The following is a 25864-nucleotide window of genomic DNA, read 5'->3' as shown; positions in this document are numbered from 1 at the left end:
TTGTCAATTTTATTGCAACATTTTTCAATTATTTTCACTTAACTCAGTATAGCTGAGTTAAGTGATTGTCTGCTTTCGCAGTTTTCTTTTTTATGGCTTGATTTAGCATCTGGAAGAGCGCAGATAAATCTACCGAATGTTCACCCGCACTATAAAGTGAAGCTTGTAATTTTGCAATTTCGATATTTAAGTTAGGGTTTGCTAACTGATTAATCCAAGCATCTAAGGTGAGATTATTGGCTTGTGCACTGGCATAATGCCTCAGAGCATTATAAAAAGCCGCATTATCTTTGTGCCGTGCTGCATTTTGCAATGTTTTCAGCGTTGGAATTGGGGTGTTATCTTCACTTGGAACAGGCGATTTAACCTGCTTAGGTTTACGAATGATCCAAACAATGATCGTTAATAGCCATATTATGTAACCAGAGAGCATTATTAGCCAGTCGTAGGCATTTCTCGGCTGGGCAATTTGCTCAGCAGTCAGCGTAGACACTGCATCTTGTATTTTAGCCGGTGTAGTGAGTACAGGGGCAGTCACTGTTGGAGTCGCGATTTGATTTACATCAGCAATGACGGAAATAGTTCTGGCAGGCAAAGTAGCATATTCAACACGTTTAATAACGGTATTGAACCAAGGAACTTTCATCTCAGGTAACGTATACATGCCTGGAGTCTGCGGCACGAGAGCAAAGGACGTAATGAGTTGTGAAATAACCCTTCCATCACGAGCCAGTTGATTTCGATCGCTTTCATCTGGGTAACTACGAATCCCTGATATTTGCGCCATATTAATATCGGGCAATTGCTCTTTAGTGATGCCAACAGCGGTCAGTGTTAATGTTCTCGTTATGGGCGTACCGACGGTTACTTCATTGCTACTAGGTTGCCACTCTTCACTTAAATTGACAAGTTCGCTTGGCAACCAAGCACCTTGATAATTTTCAGGAACAGGTTTTACTTCAATTGTGAGTGGTTTAGCAACTGCAGACACAGCCATACGTCGATAATTTTCGCGTATCTGGCCATTGAACATAGGCGGTTCTAACGTGTAATCACCGCTTTTTTGCGGTTGAATGAGATATTCTCGTGTTATCACCATATAGCGACGGCCATCAAGTACTTCGTAATCTTCACTTTGCTTACCCATTAAGGTAATTTGCGCATCGTTCATTACCGGAGCCGTTAATTGGCCATCCAATAAATCTTTTCCAATATAAAGTTTTACGGTGTATAAGCCAGCTTGCTGCACATATAGGGTTTCTGGACTCAATGTAGTTTTAATGAAAATGTCTTCTTGTGCTGTGCTATCTTGACTACGCGCAATCACTTTTAGATTAATGGGCTGAGAGCTTTTCCCATTGACAGTAAAGCTTGGAATGGTAAACGTGCCTGCGGTGCGGGCTAATAACTGCATTTGCCATGTAGTTTGACTGCTCATACTCCCGTTTATAATGTTTGTACGTGAACCTACGCTCATAGGACTAACGACAAACTTTTGTGCTAGCGCACTGGTGTCAGGCTGGCTGCCAGAGACTTTGCCATCCGCTTCGATAGTGAGGGTGAAATACTCGCCAACGAGTACGGGGTTCTTATCAACACTGGCACTGAGCCTTTCAAAAGCGGCTACACTGTAGCTACTCATTATTAGGAATAGGGGGATCAGTAAACGCATTACCATGATTTTTCAACTCCTCTACGGCGCTGCTGCTGAGCACGCTGTTGTGCTTCTAACTGCATTTTGTTACGTAATAAAATAGCGGGATCATCAGGCACTTTTCTCAGTAACTGACTCAGCTGCTGCGCTTTTTCTTTTTCTTCAGGGGTAAGTGGTTTTGCACTCACGTCTCCTATTGGAGAGCTTTCTTGTTGCTCCGGTGCTTGGCCTTCCTGTTGGGGCTCGGTAGGTTGTGTATTTTCTTCAGGTGCTTGATTGTCTTCAGGTTGCTCTGTATTACCTTGCTGAGCAGCTTCGGAGTTATCTTGAGCGTCTTGTTTTTCGCTGTCACTTTGCATTTGCGGGTCGTTATTTTGTTCGCCATTTGGCTCAGATTCGCTACTTTGCTCTTGTTGATCAGATTCATTTTGGTCAGCGCTTTGCTGTTCTTCAGAATTACTCTCATCGGAACCTTCGCCTGATTGATCTTGAGATTGCTGATCTTGATCTTTATTTTTAGATTCGTCTTCAGATTTATCTTGTTGTTCTTGTTGTTCTTGTTGCTGCTGCAACAATTGCTCTATGAGTTTTTTGTTATCAAGTGCTTGCTGTAATTGTGGGTCGTAACTCAGTGCACGCTCATAGGCAGTAATTGCTTCTTCAAGCTTTCCTGATTTAGCGAGTGCATTGCCATAGTTATACTGCCCAAACGCAGTTTTTGTGGGCTCTAATACACGTGCAGCGTCTGCAAATTGCTCTTGCTTGTACAATGCAGCGCCTTTTAATTCAAGGTTATCAGCGGAACTAGCGTCAGAAAAGTTATCTTGGTTATAAGCCGCTAGGGCATTTTGGTCGGTGTTTTTGAACCAAGATTGCCACTCTGCCGCGTAGACCGTGTCATATGGCAGTAACGTAACCATTATAATTGCCAATGTTATTCCCGCTTGTCTGATAAGTAATAATGCCAAAGGTAATAAAATGAGTAATCCATATTGCCCAGCATCTATTCGCCATAGCATTTCGGTTTGTTGTGTTTCATCCAATTGTGTATGGCTGTTTTGTGGCTTGAATAAGCTAAGGTCTTGCACCCCAGGGCTATATGCTGCAAATTGACCTCGTTGTGATTGTGCCAAATTAGATAATCGAGATACATTTAGTTTAGGTACGACGATTTGTCCGGAATTGTCTTTTAAAAAACCACCTTCAGGTAAAGCAATTGGGGCACCTTGCTCAGTACCCACAGCATAAATATGTAATCTGTATGCATGATTTCTTAATTCAGCATGAATATCATCAACATCTTCTTGGTCTAGGCCGTCTGTGATTAGTACGATTTCACCTTGTACATAGCCTGCTTGTTGAAGTAGTTCTATTGCTTTATCAACCCCAGCAAGGACATTTGAACCCTTACTTGGCATAATCGCAGGACTTAAACTAGGAATTAAATTACTCAGTGTTTGTGCATCGCTTGTTAAAGGTGAAACGGTAAAAGCATCCCCTGCATAAGCGACTAATGCAGTATCACCTTCTTTAAATAACTCAACCATATCGAGGGTTTTAAAACGCGCTTGGGTTAAACGATTCGGTGCTATATCAGTTGAATACATAGAATATGACATATCCATCAACACCACACGCGCTTGCTTTGTTTGAAATACGGGTACTTGTTGTTTCGAAAAACTAGGGCCTGCAACACATATAATTGCCGCGAACATGAATACACTGATCAGTATGGGGCTATGAGTTTTCCGTTGTTGCGTACTATCACTGAGCATAACGCTTGCTAAATGCGGTGCAATAAGCGGACTATGTTTATGCTTTGCACGTTTAACAAAGGCAATGGTGGTCAGCAATGCCCATGGAATGAGTAACCACAGCAATTCAGGTCTAATAAATATAAACTCCATACTAGGCCTCCTGTTTTAAGCCGCGTAAGGCTTTGATGAGAATTGAGAGCATTAATAATGTTAAGACAGCCAATAACGGCCAGTAGAATAAAGCGACTTGCGGTCTAAACGTTTGCGCTTCATCACTAATCGGTTCAAGTTGGTCAAGCTCTTGATAAATTTGTTGCAATCCACTGACATCTTTGGCTCTAAAATAGCTACCGCCAGTTTCTGTCGCAATATGCTTGAGGGTTGCCTCATCAATGCTACTACCCCCAGAGCCCCCCATGCCAAACAGGCTAAATCCACCACGGCCATCTGAGCCAACGCCAACGGTATACACTTTGATACCTTCTTCTCTGGCTAAAATAAGCGCTTCTTCTGGTTTCAAATTCCCTGCGGTGTTTTGCCCATCGGTTAGTAGTATTAAAATGCGGTTGCTGTCTTGTTTTTGACTGAATCGTTTTACAGCGAGTCCCAAAGCATCACCAATCGCGGTCGCACGCCCAACTAAGCCGATTTGTGCTTCTGTTAGCATTTGGCTTACTGTGCTTAGATCTCTCGTAAGTGGGGTTTGTAAGAAGGCTGTGTCGCCAAATAGAATTAATCCTAATCGATCTCCTTGACGTTGCTTGATAAAATCACTTAATACCGCTTTTACGACTGAAAGCCTGTCTACGTAACGGCCTTGATATTCCATATCTTGTTCATTCATCGAGCCAGATAAGTCGACAGCAAGCATAATATCTCGTCCTTCATTGGGTAAGGCGACAGGGTCATCTAACCATTGCGGATTTGCCACTGCAACCACTAAAAGTAACCATATAAGTGCTTCTAGCCATGAGACTTTACGTTGATGCTGAGTGATTTTTGGAGCCAATGAAGACAAGCTAGCAAAACTTGGCATTCTTAAACGTTGTGGGGTAGCTTGTTGTATAGGCTTGAATTTTACCATTATCCAAGGAAGCGGTAATAGTAAAAAAAACCAGGGCCAACTAAACTCAAACATTCACTTTCTCCTTGAGTTTAAATGTACGAATGGCAACACTCAGCTTTTTGGCGAGGTGTTCATTTGGTACTGGAGCATATAAGCTATTAAGCTCCTGCTCATTGAAGGTTTGCCCTGATAATTGGCTCAAGATAGAGGCCCATTTATTTTGTGATTGCGTAGTGGCCAACGTACCATAATAGTGTTTAGCCAACCGCTTTAGCAGAATATGCAATGCCTGCGGATCATTTTGATGTAATTGACTTTGGTTAATCGCCTGCTTTTTCGCTTGTTTATGACAATGAGCGGTGTACAGTAGTCGGCATATTAATCCTATCAATAATAGTGTACTGATAAGAGCGGCCCAAGCCACTGGCGATAAGGGCCACCAAGAAACTTCACTCGGGGGCAGTACATCGTGTAAGGCGTCAAGTGGTGATGCTTGCATTTAAATTAATACCTCAAAATTTGCGATTCAAGCGCGGTTGCTGCACTAAACCCTTGCATGGTCATGCCAGCACGTTTTAATCGTGCGAGGCGAGCGGAAAATGCGTGTTGAGCTTGTTCGGCAAATTTTTCTCTAAACCCTTTGTCCATTAATGGTAATGTCCAACTTTGTTCTCCCGCAGATACAGTCAGTGCCTCTTGATGGGCTGGAAGCTGGAGCTCGAAAGGGTCAGTGACATGGCAACCGATTAGTTCACAATGACGAGCTAAACGTTCTAATTGTTTAAAACTGGCATCATCAAGATGAGTGAAATCAGAGATCAAATAAATTAAACTTCCCGGCTTCGCTAAATGAGCCATGCGCTTTAAATTAGCTTCAAAACTGCTCTGGGCACTTAATTCTCTATTTTCAAGAGATTGCTTATGTATGTCGACCAATTGATGGCAAAGCGCTAACACGCCTCTATCACGGGCTGTTGGTTTTAGCTCATGATGTCCATATTCGCTAAATACAATCCCGCCTAATCGGTCACCGCGTTGGCATGCGGACCACGCCACAAGCGCACTTAAATGTGCAGCTTGGACTGACTTTAATAAGAGTTGTGAGCCGAAAAGCATATTGTTAGAAAGATCGGTGAAGACAAATACTGGTCGTTCTTTTTCTTCTTGGTATAGCTTAGTGTGTACTTCGCCGGTGCGTGCGGTAACGCGCCAGTCAATTGCTCTTATATCATCGCCGTATTGATATTGTCTTACTTCGGCAAACTCCATGCCTCGACCTTTATGTGGAGCCAGATATTGTCCAGCTTGCGCACTTTTCACTCTGCTTTTTGGGCGCAACGAGAGCAAGTTGGCTTTGGGCTTATAATAAAGCAGTTCTTTGAGGCCTAATTCAGCACCATTGCTATGGCACTGGTTTAAAAAAGCCTGCGGAGATAGTTGAGATTGGCCCATGATTACGGTACTGGAACCAATTCTAAGATCCGACGAATAACTTGATCTTTGGTGATACCGTCAGCTTGTGCTTCGTAGCTTAAAATAATGCGATGGCGTAACACATTGTATAAAACACCTTGAATATCTTCAGGAGTTACGAAGTCACGGTTTTGTAACCAAGCGTTGGCACGCGCGCATTTGTCTAGCGCAATTGTAGCACGAGGGCTTGCCCCAAATTCAATCCATGAACCCAGTTGCGGGTCAAGTTCCCCCGCTTCGCGAGTGGCAACAATCAATTGAACTAAATACTGTTCCAATGGCTCAGCTAAATGCATAGATAACACATTTTTTCTTGCCGCAAAAAGAGTGTCTTGGCTAATAGGAGAAAACGTCACCGGTTGCTCCGACAGCGCTTCGCCTCGGGTTAGTCGTAGTATTGCCAATTCATTTTCTGCTCCTGGGTAGTCAATATTCAGATGGAGTAAAAAACGGTCTAATTGGGCTTCAGGTAATGGATATGTCCCTTCTTGCTCTAATGGGTTTTGGGTCGCCATTACCATAAACAAATCAGAAAGAGGGTAGGTATTTTTGCCAACCGTTATCTGTCTCTCCGCCATGGCTTCTAGCAAAGCAGATTGTACTTTAGCGGGCGCACGGTTAATTTCATCAGCTAAAATTAGGTTATGAAATAGTGGGCCCTTCTCAAAAACAAACTCATTGGTTTGTTGGCGATAAATATCTGTACCTGTGACATCCGCAGGTAATAAATCAGGGGTAAATTGAACGCGTTGAAAGCTGCCTTCTATGCCTTGTGCTAGCGCGTTTACAGCGCGTGTTTTTGCTAGCCCTGGAGGTCCTTCAACAAGTAGATGACCATCAGCTAATACAGCAATTAACAGCGCTTGGGTCAATTCTGGTTGACCTATAATTTGGGTATCAAGATAGTTTTTTAGTTCAGAAAATTCATTTACAGCCATTGCTTTGTCCTTGTACTGACAAATTTTTCCTAAGTTATAAGGATTTCACTCCAAGAACTCAAGTCTTTCAAATTAATTTTTTGGTTATTTTGCGTTTACTTAGACCGTGTGTTTCTATTTAGTTCCCTTGTTTTTTCAATAACTTTTGCAGCTGTATAAAAAACAAACTAGGGTAGAGGGGGTTTGCTTCTTTTGTCATCAATATTGAATTTTCTATTGGCATTATGAAAGGGGTTGTTTAGAATCAGGATAAATAAAACAGGTCAGACCTGTCAGCGGGAGAGCAAAATCAATGTCTGAACAAAACATTCTAAAAACAACAAAAGGCGATAGAATCGCGATTGTGAGTGGTTTACGTACGCCATTTGCGAAACAAGCGACGGCGTTTCATCATGTGCCCGCATTAGATTTGGGTAAATTGGTCGTCAATGAAATGCTTGAGCGTCTGAATTTTGATAAGAGTGAAATTGACCAGCTGGTTTTTGGACAGGTAGTGCAAATGCCAGAAGCTCCAAATATTGCGCGTGAAATCGTATTAGGGACGGGTATGCCAGTATCGGTTGATGCCTACTCAGTATCTCGAGCATGTGCAACGAGCTTTCAAGCGATTGCTAATGTTGCAGAGTCAATCATTGCAGGTTCAGCGACAGTGGGTATAGCGGGCGGAGCGGATTCATCTTCTGTGTTACCGATTGGTGTCAGTAAAAAGCTTGCAGGCAGCTTAGTCGATTTAACCAAAGCGCGTACATTAGGTCAGAGATTACAAATATTTTCTAAACTACGTTTGAAAGATTTAATGCCCGTTCCGCCAGCCGTGGCTGAGTATTCTACGGGTCTTTCTATGGGCCAAACCGCAGAACAAATGGCAAAAACACATGGGATCAGCCGTGCAGATCAAGATGCAATGGCGCATCGTTCACATTCATTGGCAGCTAAAGCATGGGCGGACGGTTTGCTTAATGAAGAGGTGATGACAGCACATGTTCCTCCTTATAAGTCGTTTATAGAGCAAGATAACAATATTCGTGGTAATTCAACACTTGAAGGTTACGCAAAACTTAAACCTGTGTTTGATAGGCAGCATGGTTCAGTGACCGCGGCGAATGCAACACCGTTAACGGATGGCGCAGCTGCGGTCCTAATGATGAGTGAAAGCAAAGCTAAAGCACTGGGTTATGACATACTAGGTTATGTACGCAGTTTTGCATTTTCAGCGATTGGTGTACAAGAAGATATGTTGATGGGGCCGGCTCACTCGACGCCAATAGCGCTTGATAGAGCGGGGATCAGCTTACAAGATTTAGATCTTATTGAAATGCATGAAGCATTTGCTGCACAGGCATTGGCAAATATGAAAATGTTTGGATGTGATAAGTTTGCAAAAGAAAAGCTCGGGCGCGCAAAAGCACTGGGTGAAATTGATATGGATAAATTTAACGTCAATGGTGGTTCGCTTGCGTATGGACATCCGTTTGCTGCAACGGGTGCTCGCTTAATTACGCAAAGCTTGCATGAACTAAAACGCCGTGGCGGCGGTTTGGCATTAACCACAGCATGTGCGGCTGGTGGATTAGGTGCGGCCTTTGTATTGGAGAGTGCATAATGTCAGTATTTACTTATGAGTTAAATGAAAAGCGCGTTGCGATTGTCACTATTGATGTGCCAGGCGAAAAAATGAATACATTGCGGGACAGTTTCGCAGATGATCTACTGGTCACCTTAAAGCAAGGGCAAGACGACAATATTACAGGAATGGTGTTCATCAGTGGTAAAGCCGATAACTTTATCGCTGGCGCCGACATTAAAATGTTGGATAGCGCTGAACAACGTGAAGATGCTTTGGCATTGTCTGAAATGTGCCAACAAGCATTTTTTAGTATGAAAAAGCAGCCCTATCCAACGGTCGCAGCTATTCATGGTGCGGCATTAGGCGGCGGGTTAGAGTTTGCTTTAGCCTGTGATTACCGTATTTGTACCGATAGTGTTCTAACCAAACTTGGTTTGCCGGAAGTGCAACTTGGTTTGTTACCTGGCGGTGGGGGCACACAGCGTTTACCTAAGCTGGTTGGTATTCAAAAAGCATTGGAATGGATGTTAACTGGTAAACAAATTCGCGCTAAACAAGCAAAAAAAGCAGGTTTAGTAAATGACAGTGTCCCTCATAGCATTTTACTGGACGTTGCCGCAAAATATGCGATGAAAGGCAAAGCAAAAGTGGTGCAGCCTAAACTTGATAAAATAAGTAAGTTATTAGAATCTAATCCGTTTGGTCGCAATATTATTTTCAAAAAAGCACATGATAATGTGATGAAAAAAACAGGGGGGCATTACCCGGCTCCGTTGAATATTATTAAAGCAGTGCGTGCGTCTGTTGAGCTAGGAGAACTAAAAGCGTATAAGACTGAAGCCGAAGGGTTTGCAGATCTTGTAATGACAGATGTATCTAAATCATTGCGTGGTATCTTTTTTGCCACCACTGAAATGAAAAAAGAATATAAAAGTGATGATGTGGCACCTGTTAAACGTACCGCGGTATTAGGTGGCGGTTTGATGGGAGCTGGGATTGCGCATGTGAGTGCAGTGAAAGCGGGTGCGTTGGTGCGAATTAAAGATGTCGCGCAACAAGGCGTCAGTAATGCGATGAATTATAGTTATAAAATTCTCTCAAAACGTCAAAAACGTCGCATTATGTCTCACTCAGAGCTGCAACTAACAATGAACCGGATCACAGGCGGCACCGACTATACAGCATTTAAGCATGTCGATATGGTAATCGAAGCTGTATTTGAAGATTTGAACTTAAAACAAAGCATGGTTGCTGATATTGAGCGGGAAAGTCGGGAAGATACTATTTTCGCTAGTAACACATCATCTTTGCCAATCTCACAAATAGCAGAGCAAGCTCAACGTCCTGAAAACGTCATTGGGCTTCATTATTTCTCTCCTGTGGAGAAAATGCCATTGGTAGAGATTATTCCTCATGAAGGCACGTCACAAGAGACGATTTCTCGTACAGTAAACTTTGCCCGCAAACAAGGTAAAACGCCTATTGTTGTAAAAGATAAAGCGGGCTTCTACGTCAATCGTATTCTTGCACCTTATGTGAATGAAGCGGCAAATTTACTTTTGGCGGGTGAACCAATAGAAAAGATAGACCAAGCGTTAGTCGAATTTGGCTTCCCAGTTGGACCGCTTGCGTTGCTGGATGAAGTAGGCATTGATATCGGGTCGAAGATAGCGCCTATCCTTGAAAAAGAGCTGGGAGAGCGTTTTAAAGCGCCGAATGCGTTTGAACGTTTAATAGATTCTAAACGCTTAGGTAGGAAAACCGATCGTGGATTTTATACCTATGAGAAAAAGGGTAAAAAAGTTGACGAGTCGGTGTATGAGTTATTGGGGATCACCCAAAGCCCCCGTTTAAACAAGCAAGAAATAGCTAGCCGGTGCGTTGCGCAGATGCTAAATGAGGCGGCTCGATGCTTAGATGAAGGTATTATTGCTAGCGCCAGAGATGGAGATATCGGTGCAATATTCGGTATTGGTTTCCCCCCATTCTTAGGCGGACCATTTAGCTATATGGATAAGCGTGGGATCAATAAAGTGTGCTCTGAACTGTCGACTTATGCATCAGAAAATGTGGTGTTTACGCCAGCTGAAAGCTTAATGAAATTGGCTGATTCTGGAGCGTGTTTTTATGCAACTGATAAAGTTCAAACGGTATTGGTAGAAGTGCCAACTGAACAAGCTAAAGATTCAGTACAAGCTGAATCTGATAATGTGGTTGCTAAGCCAAGTAGTGAAGAAAAGCCCGCATGATCTGAGGCGACTTACTTTATTTAGAAAAAGGCTGTGCATTGCATAGCTTTTTTTTTGTAAAATAGCTGTTTTTACACTGCATAATTGTGCATTTTAAATAAATTGAGTTCGCGGTAGTTTTCGGTATTAATGCATTATCAGGTAACTGACCTTCCATATTTTCGGCGTGTTGTATCGTCTTGGTTTAATGCACTAAAGCCAGACACTAACTCTTGTAATACCTATCTTTGCTGTGCTGGTTTATTACTTGGTGGTAAAATTTATATTAAAATACAAGGCTTTTTAGGAAATTGAAAAAGATATTCTCTCCGTTGAGAAATAAAGATTATGGAACGACTTTTATCTTCCTTAATTTAGATTTAACCCCTTTCTAGCGAGTGGTGAAATAGTGATATGATCGTTCCGTTTTTAGGGTCTAATAGTTTATGAATTAACACAGATTAGTTATGCAAATAGCCAATCAAATGGGGAGTGTTAGTCCCTGTTTTATTTGTTTTGAATTAGGCCTTGTTTTTTACATTAGCAGCAAAAAATCGTACAATACGTCGATTGTCTTACCCCCTTAACTTGGAACTATTACCACTTTGACACACCAGATCCACGATCTAATTCGTATATTCGACGAGAGCTTTTATCAAACGTATAACAGTAAGCTCATAAAAGGTCAGCATGAACCCGTTTATATCCCCGCAAGTATTGAAACCCCGTTTCATCAGATTGTGTTTGCACATGGTTTTTATGCCAGTGCATTACATGAAATTGCGCATTGGTTAGTTGCAGGAGAGCATCGCCGGTTGTTAGAAGATTATGGCTATTGGTATTGCCCTGATGGTCGAAATAAAGCGCAGCAGTTAGAGTTTGAAAGTGTCGAAGTGAAGCCTCAGGCAATTGAATGGGCATTAAGTATTGCTGCCGGTTTTACGTTTAATGTATCGATTGATAACTTAAATGGGGCACAAACATGCCGTTTTAGTTTTCAAACACGCGTACACAAGCAAGTTCTGCGCTTGGTTGAAGATGGTTTTAGTGAACGAACTGAGATATTACTAAAAGCCCTAAGTGAATTTTACAGTACACCTTGGCCACTTATGGCCGAACAGTTTGAGTGGCAGTGTCCAGAGGAGTTCTTAGATGCAGTTTAAACTTGGTTTGATTATTAACCCAGTTGCAGGTTTAGGCGGCAGTGTTGCGCTCAAAGGTAGTGATGGTGCAGATACAGCTGAACATGCACTGGCGTTGGGCGCTGAGCCGAAAGCCAATTTGCGTACACGTCAAGCATTGGAATTGTTAGTTCCATATATTGCGGAGCTAAAAATTTACACGGTCAATGGCGACATGGGTGAGTTATGTGCAAAAGCATTGGGTTTTGAAACACAGGTCGTGTTTTCTACAGGCGCTAAGACCTGCCCACAAGATACTGAAGCTGCAGCTAAAGAAATGCTAGCGCAAGGTGTTGATATGATTTTATTTGCTGGCGGAGATGGAACAGCAAGAAATATTTGTGCTGCTGTCGGTGAGCAACTACCAGTCTTGGGGGTTCCCGCCGGATGTAAGATACATTCGGGGGTTTATGCCATTACCCCAAAAGCAGCCGGTCGAGTAGTGGAGATGTTGATTAATGGTGATTTGGTTACATTAGGTGAAGCGAATGTGATGGACATTGATGAGGTTGCCTTTCGACAAGGAACAGTGAAAGCAAAGCGTTATGGAGAAATGCAGGTACCTTCAGAGGTTCGTTACGTGCAAAGTGTGAAGAATGGCGGTAAAGAAACTGACGAGTTAGTACTTGCAGATTTATCTGCTTATGTGATCAGTGAAATGGACGAGGACGAGCAATATATAATGGGCTCAGGGTCGACCGTTGCGGCTATTATGGAAGAATTAGGGCTAGATAATACATTGCTTGGTGTTGATTTGATCAAAGATCATACCCTGTTAGGGCAAGATATGACGGCAGCTCAACTTTATGATAGTGCCGGTTTGTGCCCGACTAAATTAGTGATTACGTTGATTGGCGGTCAAGGTCATATTTTTGGACGAGGTAATCAACAGTTGAGCCCAGATTTAATACGCAAAGTAGGGCGTGAGAATATAATCATTGTGGCAACAAAGACTAAGTTACAAGCGCTGAACGGGCGTCCATTAATTGCAGACACAGGTGATCAAGCGTTAGATAACGAATTAAGTGGTTATATTAAAGTGATCACAGGGTACAATGATCACGTGATGTATGCTGTAGGCCACCAAGATTTAAATTAGGAGAAGTCATGTCATTTCAAGATTATGTAGAAACTGCCCAACAATTTTTTGATGATTTAGTTGATAAAGCCAGTGATGATGAATTATTTGCGGGCGGTTATTTACGTGGTCATTTTGATCTTGCGGTTGGATATGCTCAGGTAGAGGGCGAAGCACTTAGCTCGACAGAGTTAAATGATAACGTTGAGAAAAGTTTAGTTAAAGCTTATCGCAATGGAGAGTTGACCGACGAAGATAAGGCTCATGTTGTGTCCATATGGGAGCAAGTTAAAGCGTTAAGCTAGTTAAAATACGCTATACTTAAACCGTGCTTAGCACGGTTTTTTTATGCCTGAAGATTATGATATTAATAATCAGGTAATTATAAAATTATATATGGATATAATATGAACTATATAAAACATGGAACTCTCGCGACATTATTGTTACTTAGCGCTAATATTCACGCTAGTGCAGATACACAGAAAGAATTTAAACAAGTCTACCAAGCCTATCAGCAAGCCGTCGCGCACAAAGATGATACTCAGAAGCAATTACTTGCTGAACAAGCCTATCAACTGGGGCAAGAAATATATGGCGCTGAGCATCAAAACACACTGAATTTAGCCGCGAATTATGCCGAGGCTATGCCTAGTAAAATGGCCGAAGAAAGAGTCGCTCTTTATAAGAAAATAGTTACAGGGACACAGAAGTTACATGGTGAAGCCAGCCAACAGTTAATTGACCCGTTGATATCACTCACCGAAGCAACGGTGCAGTTAGGACGTCGAAGCTCCGGCTCTGAATTTATTGATAGTGCCATTGCAATAGCACAAAAAAAGCAAGATTTATTACTTGAGTCGAAGATTAATTTTGAAGCAGCGAAAATATTCTTTGAAGAGCAAAGGCATTATCGAAAAGCTAAGCGATACTTAAAACGCACTGATGAACTTAACAGTGCGCACTTGCCTGCTAACGCTTTACATCGGCTTGAAGTAGATATGTGGGTAGCAGCCTATGAAACTGGACGCAAGCGTCATAATGAAGCGATAGAACGGTTGAATAATATTGTTAATGTGTTTGATGAAAATCTAGATTTTGAACACCCAATGGAGCTCTTTGCACACTCTAGGCTCGTGGCAGCTTATGAGCGTGTTGGAAATAGTGAAGCGGCAACCAAGCATTGTGTGGCCATCGCAAAAATGCGGCCCTGGAACAATAACATTGAGCAGACCCCACTTTACAGGCAAGCACCTATTTACCCACGAAGAGCAGCTGAATTTTCTCGGGAAGGGTTCGTACAATTGGAGTTTACAGTGACGCCAAGTGGATTTGTTGAGGATATTTTAGTTTTGAATCCAGATGAGAATATTGGATTTCAAAAGCCGTCAATAAAGGCATTGAAACAGTGGAGATATGCCCCTAAATTTGTTGACGGCAAAGCTGTGCCGGCAAAGTCTACCGTACAAATCGACTTTCGTTTAAATGATTAGCAGTAAAAGTTAAGTTGTATGAGTAACACAGTGCACGTGTATGTTACTCATACCTATGCTTAAAAGCGCCAGTATACAAATAAGAGAGTAAACCCAAATAAATAAGCCAGACCTACCCATGTGAGTACTTTTAACATACCTGTTGGCGGCTTTTTGATGCTCGTTACCAGGCGGTAATTAAACCATGCAAATAATGGGGTGGTAACAAATGCCAAAGTCATTGCAAACGTGAGCATTTCTTTGAGGTTCGCTTTGAAAAATAACACAACCGCCATCCCTAAACTTGCCTGTAATAATATCAGTGCTGTAAGACTATTTTTTGGGGGATCTTTACGAATTAATGACAATGCGTCATTTAATGTTCTGGCGTACCCATCAAGTACGGTAAGTGTTGTGCCAAACATACATAGGAATGCAATAGTAGACACTAAACTTCGTGCCCACTCACCGATAGTGAGTGTGTACATATCTATTAATTGTTTGCTAAAAGCGACACCCGCTAGTTCTATTTTACTGGTACTACCAAATTGCACGAGTACACCCAGCGCGAAAAAAACAATTGCCAAAAAGGCGGTAAGCCCATAGCCTAAATTGAAGTCGAACATGCCTTGGCAGTAGCTCAACTGCATATTTCTACATTTTGCTTTGATCCAAAGTGAGTTAATCGCTGATATTTCTATAGGTGCGGGCATCCACCCCATTAGCACAACCAAAAAACCTAACATGGCTAATTGGTACGGCTCAGGCATTACCTCAGGAGCTGGATGGGCACTCCCTTGCAATATGGCAATTGCCAATGCCGATAAAGTCGCGAGTGTTAACACACTCATGATCCATTTACTGGCTTTATCTAGTACCTTGTAATGGCCAAAGAGTAAGATGATTAGGCACACAGTCAGTATTGCAAAACATAAAGTAGTGACACTAGCCTGAATGGGAAGGGCGTAATGAAGTAAGCTTGCTGTTAGTAACAACACACCCGCGGTATTTACTATCGCGGCAATCACATTGAGTCCAGCAAATGCAATAAATATGGCAATTCCTTGTTGTTTATAGCCGTGAATAACACTGTTTTGAGTATGCAGCGTATATTCAACACCAAAGCGAAAAAACGGGTATTTTAATAAGTTCACAGCAACAATAAGCCACAATAATTGCCAACCAAATAATGCACCAGCTTGTGTTGCTGCGACAAGATGTGAGCCACCAATTGCGGCGGTGGCCATGAGTATTCCTGGTCCAAGAGAGTTAAACTTGTTTTGGATATTTGCAAGCACGAATACATCCTTTTTACATGATATCAAAATTACAATGGTTATGGTTATGTTTTTGGTTACTGCGATATTCAAGATAATAGTACGAACAGTATCTACCTAATAGGCGAGACTGACATCTATTTGAGTATATTAACCTGTGTAAACCTTTATATAAACAGTAATTTTACATAAGGTAGAGCTGTAAGTTGGCTAAAGTGAAGGAGTAAATGTATCCATTACGCGGTGACTGTATCCATTTGCGTTTGGTAAAAGTGGTCAGTGATACCACTTAAGTGTATACATTCTTCTAAACGAGATTTAATTTCATTGCTATTGACTCCAGCGTTGAGCGCATGGCCATAAATTTTAACGGCATTTTTGTATTCACCTGAAGCATAAACGCGTTGTCCTAGTTTTTCATAAGCACGGGCGCGCGAGGAACTATCATGATACATGTGTTCAAATATGATCTTATGCATTAACCCTGCTAATACGTGTTGGCAATTTTTAAGTTGTCGGTTGATCAATTGATGTGCAGTGTAAATACACTCAAATGCATCTTGGTGTTCACCTAAGTGGTGATACAAATATGCTTGAAAAATGATTTGAATAGGATCATCACTACTGTGTTGTGCCAATTGATACAATTTTCCCTTTGCGACGGAATTGTTGCCATCAAGGGTCATAAGCGCCACCATAAGCGTACTAAATTCTGTGGGTTGGGTGGCTTGCATTGTTTTTTGTACACCAATAAGACTTTGTTTAGCATTACTGATATGGATATCTGTTTGCTCAAAAAGCGCCGATAAAATCATCGTCCTTGCGCGTAGGCAAGCTATGAAGTTTTGATAGTCAATATTATCGCTACGTATTGTTTGTGTTCGATTAAATAGGTTTTCAAGCGCATTGATCTCATGGTTTGCATGCAATGTCATGAGGCTCAAACGTAACATCATAGGCGACATTTTATCCAGCTCAAATGCTAGAACCTGTTCCGTTGCGATGTCACGCTTACCAGTTTGCCACGACAAATAAATCTGCCAATAAAATACGCGAACGGGATATACCTTTTGAATGAGTGGTGAAGCTAAGAACTGCTTACATTTATCAAGCTCTTTGAGTTCATAATTTACATGAAATAAGCTCCAACTGGCCCAATGGATGTGTTTTTTTGCAAGTGGCACTAGCAGTTTTTTAGCGATACTATATTGCCCTAGTTGTTGTAGCAAATTAACAAGCAGTTGATTTCTAGATTTTTTTAAATAGTTTGGATAATTTCGATTTCTTAAGTTTTTTAAATGCAATAGTGCGCGTTTATAGTGTTTTTGACTAATAAAGTGATAGGCGGTTTTAAATTCAGTGATTTGTAAAACATGTAGCTTCAATTGCTCTGAAATTTGAGCCGTGTTGAAAGGGCGTATGAGCATTTGTGTACTATGAAAGGGGTATTCACACGTATAATCAAACGATGTATTTTCTGGAGCTAAGTATATAAGTCGAGTCGTTGGTAGTAATTTGTCAGCAAAAATAAGATCACTGATCATGTCATAGTGGTTATGTAATTGGTCGATATTATGGTCAAGAAATAGCATGTCGAATTGCTGAGTTTCTACCTCATCGACAAATTGTTGCGGATGATAGAAGGTAAATACATTGAATACCCCTAAGCTTTGAAGCATTTTTGAGAGAATTTCAACGTTTATTTTATTTTCATCAATAATCGCAATATTTAAATTGACCAGTTGCAATTTGAAACTCTCTCTGTCGTATTTTTAGGGGTTAGAAAACATTCAAAATGTTTATGCTGTATTGTATTTTTAATTATATAAATCATAGGTTTGAATTATTAATTCACAGTTTTAAGCGTACAGGGAATGATTAATCCAAAGCAAACGCCATCTAGAACTGTTATTATTAATTTGGAACGATTTATATGCTATTAATGGCTAAATATCAAGAGGGTATTTTCATTTGTTTACATTTAATTAAAGTTATAGACGTTGAGAGTGCTAGAAAATTTAGTGCTTATAATAAAATCATAAAACTCGTACACAACACGGTATCTAAGGCGCTGGTAGCTTTAGCTAACGAGACTATTCAATAAAGTAATCTTGTACATCATCTCTAATATCTTGGTAATCATCTTCTTCAAGATCGAGCACTTTTAAAACAGAAGCTTTCACATGATGCCAATCCGGATCAGGCACGAATCGTTTATTGACATGTACTAAGTCTTCAGCCATTTTGAGCGCAGCCATACACAGTTTTTCATCATTTGGATGCTTTTCTGAAAAATAGTGTACATCGTGGTGACGTAGGATTAGCTGGCAGATATTTTTTGGTAAGTTCCAACTATTTGCTAAATAATAACCAATGACGGCGTGGTTAGTATGAAAAAAAGATTCTTCATGGAAGACGAGGTTTTGATCATAATTTTCATTTGCTGTTGCTAATACATCCACATAATTTGAGTATTTCATTGCCATAGCAGGTATACCCGCGTCGTGAAATAGGCCCAGCATATGTAAGTTTTCGACAGGCACTTTTGATTTTATTTTTTTACCAATCAGGGTCGCAACATCCGCAATTTCAGTTGCAGTATCCCAAAATCGCTCAAGTTTAATACAGCACTTGTTTTGATCAAAGGCTTGCTTTATCAAGAATCCGGTAACCAATTGGGTAATGCTATCCAGCCCTAAAAACATCACCGCTTGTCTAATATCAGTAATAGTTCTAGACATCCCATAACTACTCGAATTGATTACTTTTAATACAGCAGCAGAGGTCGCTATGTCGGTTGCGATCAAGCTAGCTATTTGGCATAAATCAGGTTCATCTTCCTTTAGACTGTCTTGTAGCTGGCTGAGTAATTCGGGCTTAGGTGGTAAGTTAAACCCGCTTTTAATATCTTTAAGAACTGAATCATCAATGTCAATCATGGGTATATCCTTACGAAGCTTAAATACAAGAATAGTTCAAAGTGAAAGAATTGAAGACGATTAGACTAAAAAAACATCTCAAAGGTGCTATCAGGCGGTATATTACATTATTAGTCCCAATTTAGGGCGCAAATTATTGCGAGTTAATAGTAAATTGCGTTAAGGTTAATCAATTTTGCTATTTAGAGATGAAAGATGACGCAACAAACAAGTGCAGCGGCACCTTCAGGGGTGATCACGCGGTTTTTGAACTCAATAGAACGAGTCGGCAATAAGTTACCTGATCCAGCGATTATATTTTTAATTGCGATGATATTAATTTGGTTTTTATCTTGGTTATTTTCAGGCACAAGCTTTGATGCGATAGACCCAAGAACAGGACAAGCGATTGTTGTAAATAACTTACTTAGTGGGGATGCATTAGCTGGCTTTTTGTCTTCTATGGTTAAAACATTCACTGGGTTTGCACCATTAGGTGTTGTACTTGTTGCGATGTTAGGGGTTGGTGTTGCTGAGCACTCGGGTTATATTAATGCGGGCTTAAAGTTGATGCTAAAAAGAACGCCTCAGGCGTTATTAACGCCATCCATTATATTAATTGCAATCGTTAGTCATACGGCTACTGATGCAGGTTATGTTTTGGTGATCCCTATTGCAGGGGTTATCTATTATGCGATGGGTCGACACCCGCTGGCTGGTATTGCAGCAGCTTTTGCTGGGGTTAGTGGTGGCTTTAGCGCAAACTTTATTCCTTCTGGTATTGATCCATTACTGCAAAGCTTTACGCAAAGCGCCGCACATATTATTGATCCAACTATGTCGATTAACCCATTAAACAATTGGTTCTTCACGTCGGCATCAAGCCTTTTTATTATTTTACTGGGTTGGTATATCACCGATAAAATTATTGAGCCGCGTCTAAAAGACACTCAGATAGACGGTGATACTGAAAACTTACCAGCCTTTGATGAAGTGACAGGAAAGGAACGTACAGCCTTTTATGTGGCATCTTCAGTGATGATTGCAGGACTTGCGCTACTCGCATATGCATCAAGTGGCGAAGAATCTGCATTACGCAGCCCTAATGGTTCATTAACTGATTTTAGTGCCCCCCTTATGCAGTCTATCGTCCCGCTGATCTTTTTACTGTTTTGGATCCCTGGTGCCATATTCGGTTTCATGGTTGGGACATTTAAAAGCTCGAAAGATATGATAGATGCAATGAGCAAAGCAATGGGCAGTATGGCCTATTATATTGTAATGGCATTTTTCTGTGCTTTGTTTATTGCTGCATTTAGTCAATCAAACTTGGGCGCATTATTGGCAATTGAAGGTGCTCAAGTATTAAAAGCAATGGCATTGCCAAGCTCAGTGACCGTGGTAGGTATTATCTTCTTAACCGCTTTTGTTAACCTTTTCGTTGGTTCAAGCTCAGCTAAATGGGCCTTGCTAGGGCCCATATTTGTGCCAATGTTAATGCAATTAGGTATTTCTCCTGATTTAACACAAGCGGCCTATCGCGTAGGTGATTCTAGCTCGAATATTATTACGCCTTTGATGCCATACTTTCCGTTAGTTGTGGTGTATTGTCAGAAGTATGTTAAAGGGACTGGAATTGGAACGCTGATTGCGATGATGTTACCGTACTCAATCGCATTTTTAATTGGTTGGAGTTTATTTTTGCTTGCATATTGGGGACTTGGTTTTCCACTTGGTTTGCAGTCAAGCTATACATACCCATAGTTGATAAACGCAATATCGCGTACACTTTACTTAAAGTGTGGCATTTAAAAAAGCGCCTTAATTAGGCGTTTTTTATGTGTGTACTCATATCAATATTCTTGACTATAAGCGTTATTTTATAAGCTGAAATCTGTACGTATTGCGTCAATTAATTTTATAGAAAAAAGCCAACCCCAATACTTCCCTTTTGGCTGTGTGTTTTTTTGTGTAAAAATAGATCTTATATTTAGTGGCATGGATTCAATAGACCAGCTTTGCGTATTCAGGTCGGTGGAAGCGATAAAACAGGAAGTGCAATAGTAAATTTACTTCCTTGATTTACTTTACTTTTAACATGTATCTCTCCTTGGTGTTTTTTCACAATAGCATGTGAAATAGAGAGTCCTAAGCCGGTGCCTTGACCAACTTCTTTGGTAGTATAAAAAGGGTCAAAGATTCGGTTAATTTTAGAGGGCGCAATACCCATACCGTTGTCTTGCACTTCTATAAAAATGGTATTGTTTTTAGCGTAACTACGAATGATTATTTTGCCGTGACCATGCATACTTTGTACAGCATTAAGTAACAAATTTAAGTACACTTGATTTAGCTCACTGTTGATGCAGTAACTGTCGGGAATATCAGCGTGATACTCTGAAATGACACAATTATATTTTAACTGATTTTCAAGCATTTTTAGAGTGAGGCTAAATCCTTCGCAAACATTATTTAACTGCCAGTTACTGTCATTGGCTTGGCAGTAGGTTTTTAATGACTTTACAATGTAACTCACCCGTTCGACACCTTCCCTACAATCATTAAAGAGTTCATTAAAGTCACTTTCAAGAAAGTCACATGGATAGGTTTCTGCCATTAATGTAAAGAGACGCTGATTACTAGGTGCAAGCTGTTTATTGAGGTTCTGATGGAATAAATACAAGTTTTTGACCTGCGTTTGCATGAGTTGCAAGTTACTGCCAATGAAGCTAATAGGGTTATTGATCTCGTGTGCTATTCCTGCGGCTAACTGCCCCAAAGAAGCCATTTTTTCTTGACGCAGTAGATTGCCTTGTACGCGTTCAGACTCGACACGTAACTGTTGTGCTTCTAGCTCTATAAAACGCTTTTCTACTTGATCGAGTGTTTGCTCTATAAGTCCGGTGATTCGATTGATTGCTTGGGCATCTTTTCGTAAATAAGCACCTTTATTTATATCAAAAAGCATCAATAAGCAGACCGAGCTTTTATAGCTGAATGATGCAATGAGTGCACTGTGATGGTGGGGCGCTGTCAGTGTTGGCAACCAATCAGGATTGAGCAGTTGAATATCAATGATGGCTTTTGCAGGCCCCGTTAACACTGATTTTAAGAGGGGGTCGACAATAATGTTTTGCTGCATAGGTACATTGTTGCTTGTGGCTGCCACATTAAGTGTACCCGGCATGGCCGGTGTGAGTAACAGGGCTGTGTCGAAAGGCGTTTGTTTTTTAAGTGTAGTGAACACGGATTGATATATTTGTTCAACTGTAGATGCTTGTAAAGAGGCGCTCATACCTTCTAATAAAACGAGAGACTCAGCTTGTTGTGTGCGTGTAACTTCGACTGTTCTCTCTAGTCTCGCTACTTTTTCAAGTAATCGTTCATTGTCTTTGATAAGTTGCTGATGTTCGCTGTTAATCATGTGTGGCACCAAATACGAGAGCAGAAATCATTAAATTTCCATGTCGAGATTGGCCATCTAAAAAGCAACCTTGTTCACCAAAGGTATAGACTCCTGCGACAGGTACACTGTTAAAATCTTGGCAAATGTTCTTAGTAACTTGTTCAAATTGAGACTTAACGCTGAGCATGCAGCCAGCACAATAAATAAGCATACATCCTGACAGAGCGGGGTCATCAAGTGTGTGTTGCGCATTATGGATCACCTGGTGTGCTCTGCGGAGTAAACTGTCGGTTGAACCATGCATAATATGAAGAACATCGCCTTCATCTAAGCTGGAGAATAACGATAGAGTGCCATTTGAGTGGACATTTTCAGGGTGACTCAATAAATACTCATCTTTACTGACTTCTCGGCCTATTGGATGAAAGGAAGTCAGGCCTAGAATGTTACCTCCCGTGAGACTTTGCGAAATGGTACCATTTGTTAATTGATTATACCGTATTGCCGCGGGCGTATTATCGAGTGTAGCAACATTTCTACCAGAAGCTTGTGTGACTTTAGTTGTAAGACCCGATGGAGCGTAACCAGAAGAGAATGAAAACGAAACGGCTACCGAAGGCGTTAGACTCGCGATGGCCATGCTACAGGGAGTCGCTGTGTGATGTGTGTAGACTTGCCATTGACCAGATACATCGTTATCTGATGCTGACCCTCCTATAATAGGGACTCGTTGCCCGATAGCTGCTTGTATTCCAGCTATGGCTTGCTCTTCATCTCCAGGCGAGAGGGTGATCCAAAGTAGCTCAGGTGATTCACTGAAGGTGTTTTTGAGTAGTTGGTTAGTGGCACTTTGCGCCGTGTCAAATGTCGATAAATTATCTCGCTTACCAGAGCTGACGAAATAATAGCCAGATGGGTCGCTGATGCTAACTACTGTGAGTGTAGCAAAAGCGTGATTATAGTATTCATTGTGGCAAAAGCTCCCTTGGCATGAGCTGCTTAGAATGAATTGTGTATTCTCAAACTGTGCTGATAGCCATCGCCAAATTACCTCAGCGTTTAATTGCACATCAAAATAAACAATTAAAAATGTGGCGTTATGTGCGTGATTAAGCTGTGCCTCAATCTCATTGAGTGCATGTGGTGTATCAGTGCTGTTTGAGGAGTAACAATTAAATTTAAACAAAGGCATTCCCCAGTAATTTAAACCTGTATTATTTAGCTGCTTATTTAATATAGATTAATCAATTAGAGCATCAATTATTGCTTTCAGCATACTCACTTATGCAAAGATACCAGTTGTCATACAAACGTCAAACTAAGCGATATATTGTGATGGTATTAATATCGCGGAGATATTTAGTTAGTCAATTAGCTGTATAGTCAGCCATATGAAAAATAAATACTTTTTTATGGGTTTTTGGTTTGGCTATTACGGTTAACTCAACTAAATTTTATAAGACACTTAAGGGATATTTTATGTTTTTAAAGGTGAGGTAGTAGTGTGCGTATAAAAACAAAAATTGTTATGAATGTAGCGATTATCATTGCTGTTGGCGTACTTGCAACATCCATAGTACTGACAACCATTGCGGAATCGATGACGTCAAAGGCGCTGGAAGAGCAACTCAAAAACAGGTTAGTGGGATTAAGAGATGCTAAAGCTGAACAAATTGTCAGTTACATAGAAAATATAGAGCAACACATTACCACGTTAGCCAGTTCAACAATGACAATGGATGCAACGGTAAAATTTGGCCGAGCGTTTGAGCAATATGGATTGTCAGACACTGGCGCTGCTTCTAATCAAATAGATAATAAGTTATCGCAGTTCTATCAGCAACAATTCTTAACGGCCTATATATCGCTGAATGATGGGAAAGCGATAGATGTACAACGGCTGAAAAATGCGCTGTCAGACAATGGTCGAGCTTTACAATATACTTATATTGCGAATAACTCGCATCCATTGGGCAGTAAAAGTGAACTTATTAACCCTGGCGATGGTAGTGCATATCAAGATGCACATGTTCAATACCATACGGCGTATAAAAAAATCTTAGAGGCCTTTGGCTACTATGATATTTTTATCGCAGACGCGAATACGGGGAATGTGGTTTATTCGGTATTTAAAGAGCTAGACTTTGCTACTTCATTAAAAAGTGGGGCGTATGCTAATTCAGGCCTGGGGAAAGCTTTCCAAGCCGGAATGAACTTATCCGATGGTGAAGTGAAAGTCGTTGACTTTCAGCCATATACACCATCATATGAAGCGCCAGCTGGGTTTTTTTCATCACCTATATATAAACATGGCAACCTCATAGGTGTATTGATTTTACAAGCGCCCGTCGATCGAATTAATGACATTATGACGTATCAACAACAGTGGCAATCTCGAGGTTTAGGGTTGTCGGGTGAAACGTATTTGGTTGGCCAAGACCGACTTATGCGCTCTCAAAGCCGGTTTTTATTGGAAGATAAATCAGCATACTTAGCGGCATTGAGTCAATCGGGTATTGATAGTGACATTATAAAACAAATTGATACGCGGGACTCGTCTTTGGGCATTGCACCTGTAGATACAAAGGCGGTACGCTCAGCGTTGCGAGGCGAGCAAAACTTTGAACTCGTTGAGGATTATAGAGGAGTCAAAGTTGCGTCGGCATATGGCATGATACAAGTAGGTGGTGCTCAGTGGGCAATTCTAAGTGAAATAGATGAATCTGAAGGATTTGCTGCCTTGGATGATATCCACAATACGCTGGTAACTACCGTTGCTATTAGTACCTTGATAATTATTACTTTAGGCTTAACTGCTGCTTGGGTATTAGGAAGTTATTTATCTAAGCCAATATTACAACTGAACGATTTTGTAATGACGGTAGCGAATAGCCTCGACTTGTCTTTGAGAGCAGATTTGCGAACAGGAAAGTCGGATAAAGATGAAATTGGCCAAGTTGAACGTTCGTTTAACTTAATGATGCAAAGTATTAACGAAGCCATGCAAGAGGTATCAGAGTCCTCGATTAATTTAAGTCGTTCAGTGATGGCATTGAGAGATAACTTTAATATTGTAACAACACAGTCAGAAGAGCAGTCAGAAATGACATTGAGGTTGTCTGCTGCAATAGAAGAGATGGCTCAGACGTCAGACTCATTAGCGCAATCAGCGAAAAGCTCCAATCATGCGACGCATGCAGCGGTGGATCAAGTTAATGTTGGAAAACGCAATGTAGAAGCAAATATGCATCACAATGAGACGTTGAAAGAAACGATCTCAACGACATCTAATAGCGTTGATAGAGTTGCAAAAGACAGTAATGATATAGGTTCTGTTTTGGAAGTGATCAGAGGCATTGCTGAACAAACCAATCTGTTGGCATTGAATGCGGCAATTGAAGCAGCTCGTGCGGGTGAACAAGGGCGGGGGTTTGCTGTGGTTGCGGATGAAGTGCGCTCTTTGGCACAAAAAACTCAAGACTCTACAAAAGAAATTCAAACTATTATTGAAACACTGCAACATGGAACACAACAAACTGTGAGCACCATGAAAATTGCGTTAGGTAGCGTAGAAGATACCTTAGATACCACACACAAGGTGACCGGCTCGTTTGAAGAAATAAACCAAGAGGTGGCGCAAATTGAAGGTTATAATTCACAAGTTGCCACTGCCACTGCGGAGCAAAGTGCGGTTGCTCGTGATATGGCACAGCAGGTCTCTTCTATAAGTGAACTCGCATCGAATAACAATCAATCAATCGATAGCGCATCAGGTTGTTGTAATGAACTGGAAGGGGAGTATATGCGTTTGAAAGAATTGGTCTCACGCTTTAAGTTGTAGTGCCTACC

19 protein-coding genes are annotated in these 25864 nt (G+C 41.0%); 8 read left to right on the top strand and 11 right to left on the bottom strand.

Features of this window, described 5'->3' with window-relative positions:
* Nucleotides 1-43: 43 nt before the first annotated feature.
* The 6 genes from PAUR_RS12500 to PAUR_RS12475 are packed head-to-tail and all read right to left on the bottom strand — an operon-like array spanning nt 44 to nt 6888.
* The gene (locus PAUR_RS12500) at nt 44-1678 is read right to left on the bottom strand and encodes a BatD family protein (protein WP_192508052.1); all 1635 of its coding nucleotides are present in this window, start codon (nt 1676-1678) and stop codon (nt 44-46) included.
* Complete coding sequence (locus PAUR_RS12495; RefSeq protein ID WP_192508051.1) at nt 1672-3561, bottom strand: VWA domain-containing protein; 1890 nt, start codon at nt 3559-3561, stop codon at nt 1672-1674. The genes PAUR_RS12500 and PAUR_RS12495 overlap by 7 nt, the downstream gene beginning before the upstream one ends.
* Before the next feature lies 1 nt (nt 3562).
* Nucleotides 3563-4549 carry a vWA domain-containing protein gene (locus PAUR_RS12490; RefSeq protein WP_192508050.1) on the bottom strand — a complete coding sequence of 329 codons (987 nt, stop codon included), beginning with the start codon at nt 4547-4549 and terminating at the stop codon, nt 3563-3565.
* On the bottom strand, nt 4542-4976 hold the full coding sequence (locus PAUR_RS12485; RefSeq protein ID WP_192508049.1) for a DUF4381 domain-containing protein: 435 nt from the start codon (nt 4974-4976) through the stop codon (nt 4542-4544). Before PAUR_RS12485 ends, PAUR_RS12490 begins: the two co-directional genes overlap by 8 nt.
* Before the next feature lie 5 nt (nt 4977-4981).
* Complete coding sequence (locus PAUR_RS12480) at nt 4982-5929, bottom strand: DUF58 domain-containing protein (protein ID WP_192508048.1); 948 nt, start codon at nt 5927-5929, stop codon at nt 4982-4984.
* A gap of 2 nt (nt 5930-5931) precedes the next feature.
* Nucleotides 5932-6888 carry an AAA family ATPase gene (locus PAUR_RS12475; protein ID WP_192508047.1) on the bottom strand — a complete coding sequence of 319 codons (957 nt, stop codon included), beginning with the start codon at nt 6886-6888 and terminating at the stop codon, nt 5932-5934.
* Nucleotides 6889-7180: 292 nt separating this feature from the next.
* On the opposite strand from PAUR_RS12475, the gene fadI reads away from it, so the two are divergent.
* From fadI to PAUR_RS12445, 6 genes are all read left to right on the top strand, one after another.
* A complete protein-coding gene (gene fadI / locus PAUR_RS12470; RefSeq protein WP_192508046.1) occupies nt 7181-8491 on the top strand; it encodes an acetyl-CoA C-acyltransferase FadI in 1311 nt (436 codons plus the stop codon).
* On the top strand, nt 8491-10704 hold the full coding sequence (gene fadJ / locus PAUR_RS12465; protein WP_192508045.1) for a fatty acid oxidation complex subunit alpha FadJ: 2214 nt from the start codon (nt 8491-8493) through the stop codon (nt 10702-10704). The genes fadI and fadJ overlap by 1 nt, the downstream gene beginning before the upstream one ends.
* 584 nt (nt 10705-11288) lie before the next feature.
* Nucleotides 11289-11846 carry an elongation factor P hydroxylase gene (locus tag PAUR_RS12460; RefSeq protein ID WP_192508044.1) on the top strand — a complete coding sequence of 186 codons (558 nt, stop codon included), beginning with the start codon at nt 11289-11291 and terminating at the stop codon, nt 11844-11846.
* On the top strand, nt 11836-12963 hold the full coding sequence (locus PAUR_RS12455) for an ATP-NAD kinase family protein (RefSeq protein WP_192508043.1): 1128 nt from the start codon (nt 11836-11838) through the stop codon (nt 12961-12963). Before PAUR_RS12460 ends, PAUR_RS12455 begins: the two co-directional genes overlap by 11 nt.
* 8 nt (nt 12964-12971) lie before the next feature.
* Nucleotides 12972-13247 (top strand): YfcL family protein, encoded by a 276-nt coding sequence (locus tag PAUR_RS12450; RefSeq protein ID WP_192508042.1) that lies wholly within the window; start codon nt 12972-12974, stop codon nt 13245-13247.
* A gap of 102 nt (nt 13248-13349) precedes the next feature.
* Nucleotides 13350-14435: an energy transducer TonB gene (locus PAUR_RS12445; protein WP_192508041.1), complete on the top strand. Its 1086-nt coding sequence runs from the start codon at nt 13350-13352 to the stop codon at nt 14433-14435.
* Between the two features lie 59 nt (nt 14436-14494).
* On the opposite strand, the gene PAUR_RS12440 is transcribed toward PAUR_RS12445, so the two are convergent.
* From PAUR_RS12440 to PAUR_RS12430, 3 genes are all read right to left on the bottom strand, one after another.
* Nucleotides 14495-15661, bottom strand: a complete 1167-nt coding sequence (locus tag PAUR_RS12440; protein WP_192508575.1) for an NRAMP family divalent metal transporter — start codon at nt 15659-15661, stop codon at nt 14495-14497.
* A 266-nt stretch (nt 15662-15927) separates the two neighbouring features.
* On the bottom strand, nt 15928-17439 hold the full coding sequence (locus PAUR_RS12435; protein WP_192508040.1) for a response regulator: 1512 nt from the start codon (nt 17437-17439) through the stop codon (nt 15928-15930).
* Nucleotides 17440-17784: 345 nt separating this feature from the next.
* Nucleotides 17785-18630, bottom strand: a complete 846-nt coding sequence (locus PAUR_RS12430) for an HDOD domain-containing protein (RefSeq protein WP_192508039.1) — start codon at nt 18628-18630, stop codon at nt 17785-17787.
* 195 nt (nt 18631-18825) lie between these two features.
* Between PAUR_RS12430 and PAUR_RS12425 the strand changes: the two genes are divergently transcribed.
* Nucleotides 18826-20373, top strand: a complete 1548-nt coding sequence (locus PAUR_RS12425) for an AbgT family transporter (protein WP_192508038.1) — start codon at nt 18826-18828, stop codon at nt 20371-20373.
* 262 nt (nt 20374-20635) lie between these two features.
* Here PAUR_RS12425 and PAUR_RS12420 read toward each other — a convergent pair whose 3' ends face one another.
* Entirely contained in the window at nt 20636-22033 is a 1398-nt protein-coding gene (locus tag PAUR_RS12420) for a sensor histidine kinase (RefSeq protein ID WP_192508037.1), read from the bottom strand.
* The gene (locus PAUR_RS12415; RefSeq protein WP_192508036.1) at nt 22026-23201 is read right to left on the bottom strand and encodes an FIST signal transduction protein; all 1176 of its coding nucleotides are present in this window, start codon (nt 23199-23201) and stop codon (nt 22026-22028) included. The genes PAUR_RS12420 and PAUR_RS12415 overlap by 8 nt, the downstream gene beginning before the upstream one ends.
* A gap of 318 nt (nt 23202-23519) precedes the next feature.
* Between PAUR_RS12415 and PAUR_RS23910 the strand changes: the two genes are divergently transcribed.
* Nucleotides 23520-25856, top strand: coding sequence for a methyl-accepting chemotaxis protein (locus PAUR_RS23910; protein WP_192508035.1), 2337 nt, complete (start codon nt 23520-23522; stop codon nt 25854-25856).
* The last annotated feature ends 8 nt before the right edge of the window (nt 25857-25864 follow it).

It is taken from the genome of Pseudoalteromonas aurantia 208, assembly GCF_014858725.1.
Taxonomy (GTDB): domain Bacteria; phylum Pseudomonadota; class Gammaproteobacteria; order Enterobacterales; family Alteromonadaceae; genus Pseudoalteromonas; species Pseudoalteromonas aurantia.
Note: the sequence above shows the minus strand (reverse complement) of the source record. Positions and strands in the feature narration are given on the sequence as shown.

What these genes read in the sequence shown, in the direction of transcription:
- PAUR_RS12500 (WP_192508052.1), bottom strand. Translation starts at nt 1,678, where the DNA reads ATGGTAATGCGTTTACTGATCCCCCTATTCCTAATAATGAGTAGCTAC.
- PAUR_RS12495 (WP_192508051.1), bottom strand. Translation starts at nt 3,561, where the DNA reads ATGGAGTTTATATTTATTAGACCTGAATTGCTGTGGTTACTCATTCCA.
- PAUR_RS12490 (WP_192508050.1), bottom strand. Translation starts at nt 4,549, where the DNA reads ATGTTTGAGTTTAGTTGGCCCTGGTTTTTTTTACTATTACCGCTTCCT.
- PAUR_RS12485 (WP_192508049.1), bottom strand. Translation starts at nt 4,976, where the DNA reads ATGCAAGCATCACCACTTGACGCCTTACACGATGTACTGCCCCCGAGT.
- PAUR_RS12480 (WP_192508048.1), bottom strand. Translation starts at nt 5,929, where the DNA reads ATGGGCCAATCTCAACTATCTCCGCAGGCTTTTTTAAACCAGTGCCAT.
- PAUR_RS12475 (WP_192508047.1), bottom strand. Translation starts at nt 6,888, where the DNA reads ATGGCTGTAAATGAATTTTCTGAACTAAAAAACTATCTTGATACCCAA.
- fadI (WP_192508046.1), top strand. Translation starts at nt 7,181, where the DNA reads ATGTCTGAACAAAACATTCTAAAAACAACAAAAGGCGATAGAATCGCG.
- fadJ (WP_192508045.1), top strand. Translation starts at nt 8,491, where the DNA reads ATGTCAGTATTTACTTATGAGTTAAATGAAAAGCGCGTTGCGATTGTC.
- PAUR_RS12455 (WP_192508043.1), top strand. Translation starts at nt 11,836, where the DNA reads ATGCAGTTTAAACTTGGTTTGATTATTAACCCAGTTGCAGGTTTAGGC.
- PAUR_RS12450 (WP_192508042.1), top strand. Translation starts at nt 12,972, where the DNA reads ATGTCATTTCAAGATTATGTAGAAACTGCCCAACAATTTTTTGATGAT.
- PAUR_RS12445 (WP_192508041.1), top strand. Translation starts at nt 13,350, where the DNA reads ATGAACTATATAAAACATGGAACTCTCGCGACATTATTGTTACTTAGC.
- PAUR_RS12440 (WP_192508575.1), bottom strand. Translation starts at nt 15,661, where the DNA reads ATGGCCACCGCCGCAATTGGTGGCTCACATCTTGTCGCAGCAACACAA.
- PAUR_RS12430 (WP_192508039.1), bottom strand. Translation starts at nt 18,630, where the DNA reads ATGATTGACATTGATGATTCAGTTCTTAAAGATATTAAAAGCGGGTTT.
- PAUR_RS12425 (WP_192508038.1), top strand. Translation starts at nt 18,826, where the DNA reads ATGACGCAACAAACAAGTGCAGCGGCACCTTCAGGGGTGATCACGCGG.
- PAUR_RS12420 (WP_192508037.1), bottom strand. Translation starts at nt 22,033, where the DNA reads ATGATTAACAGCGAACATCAGCAACTTATCAAAGACAATGAACGATTA.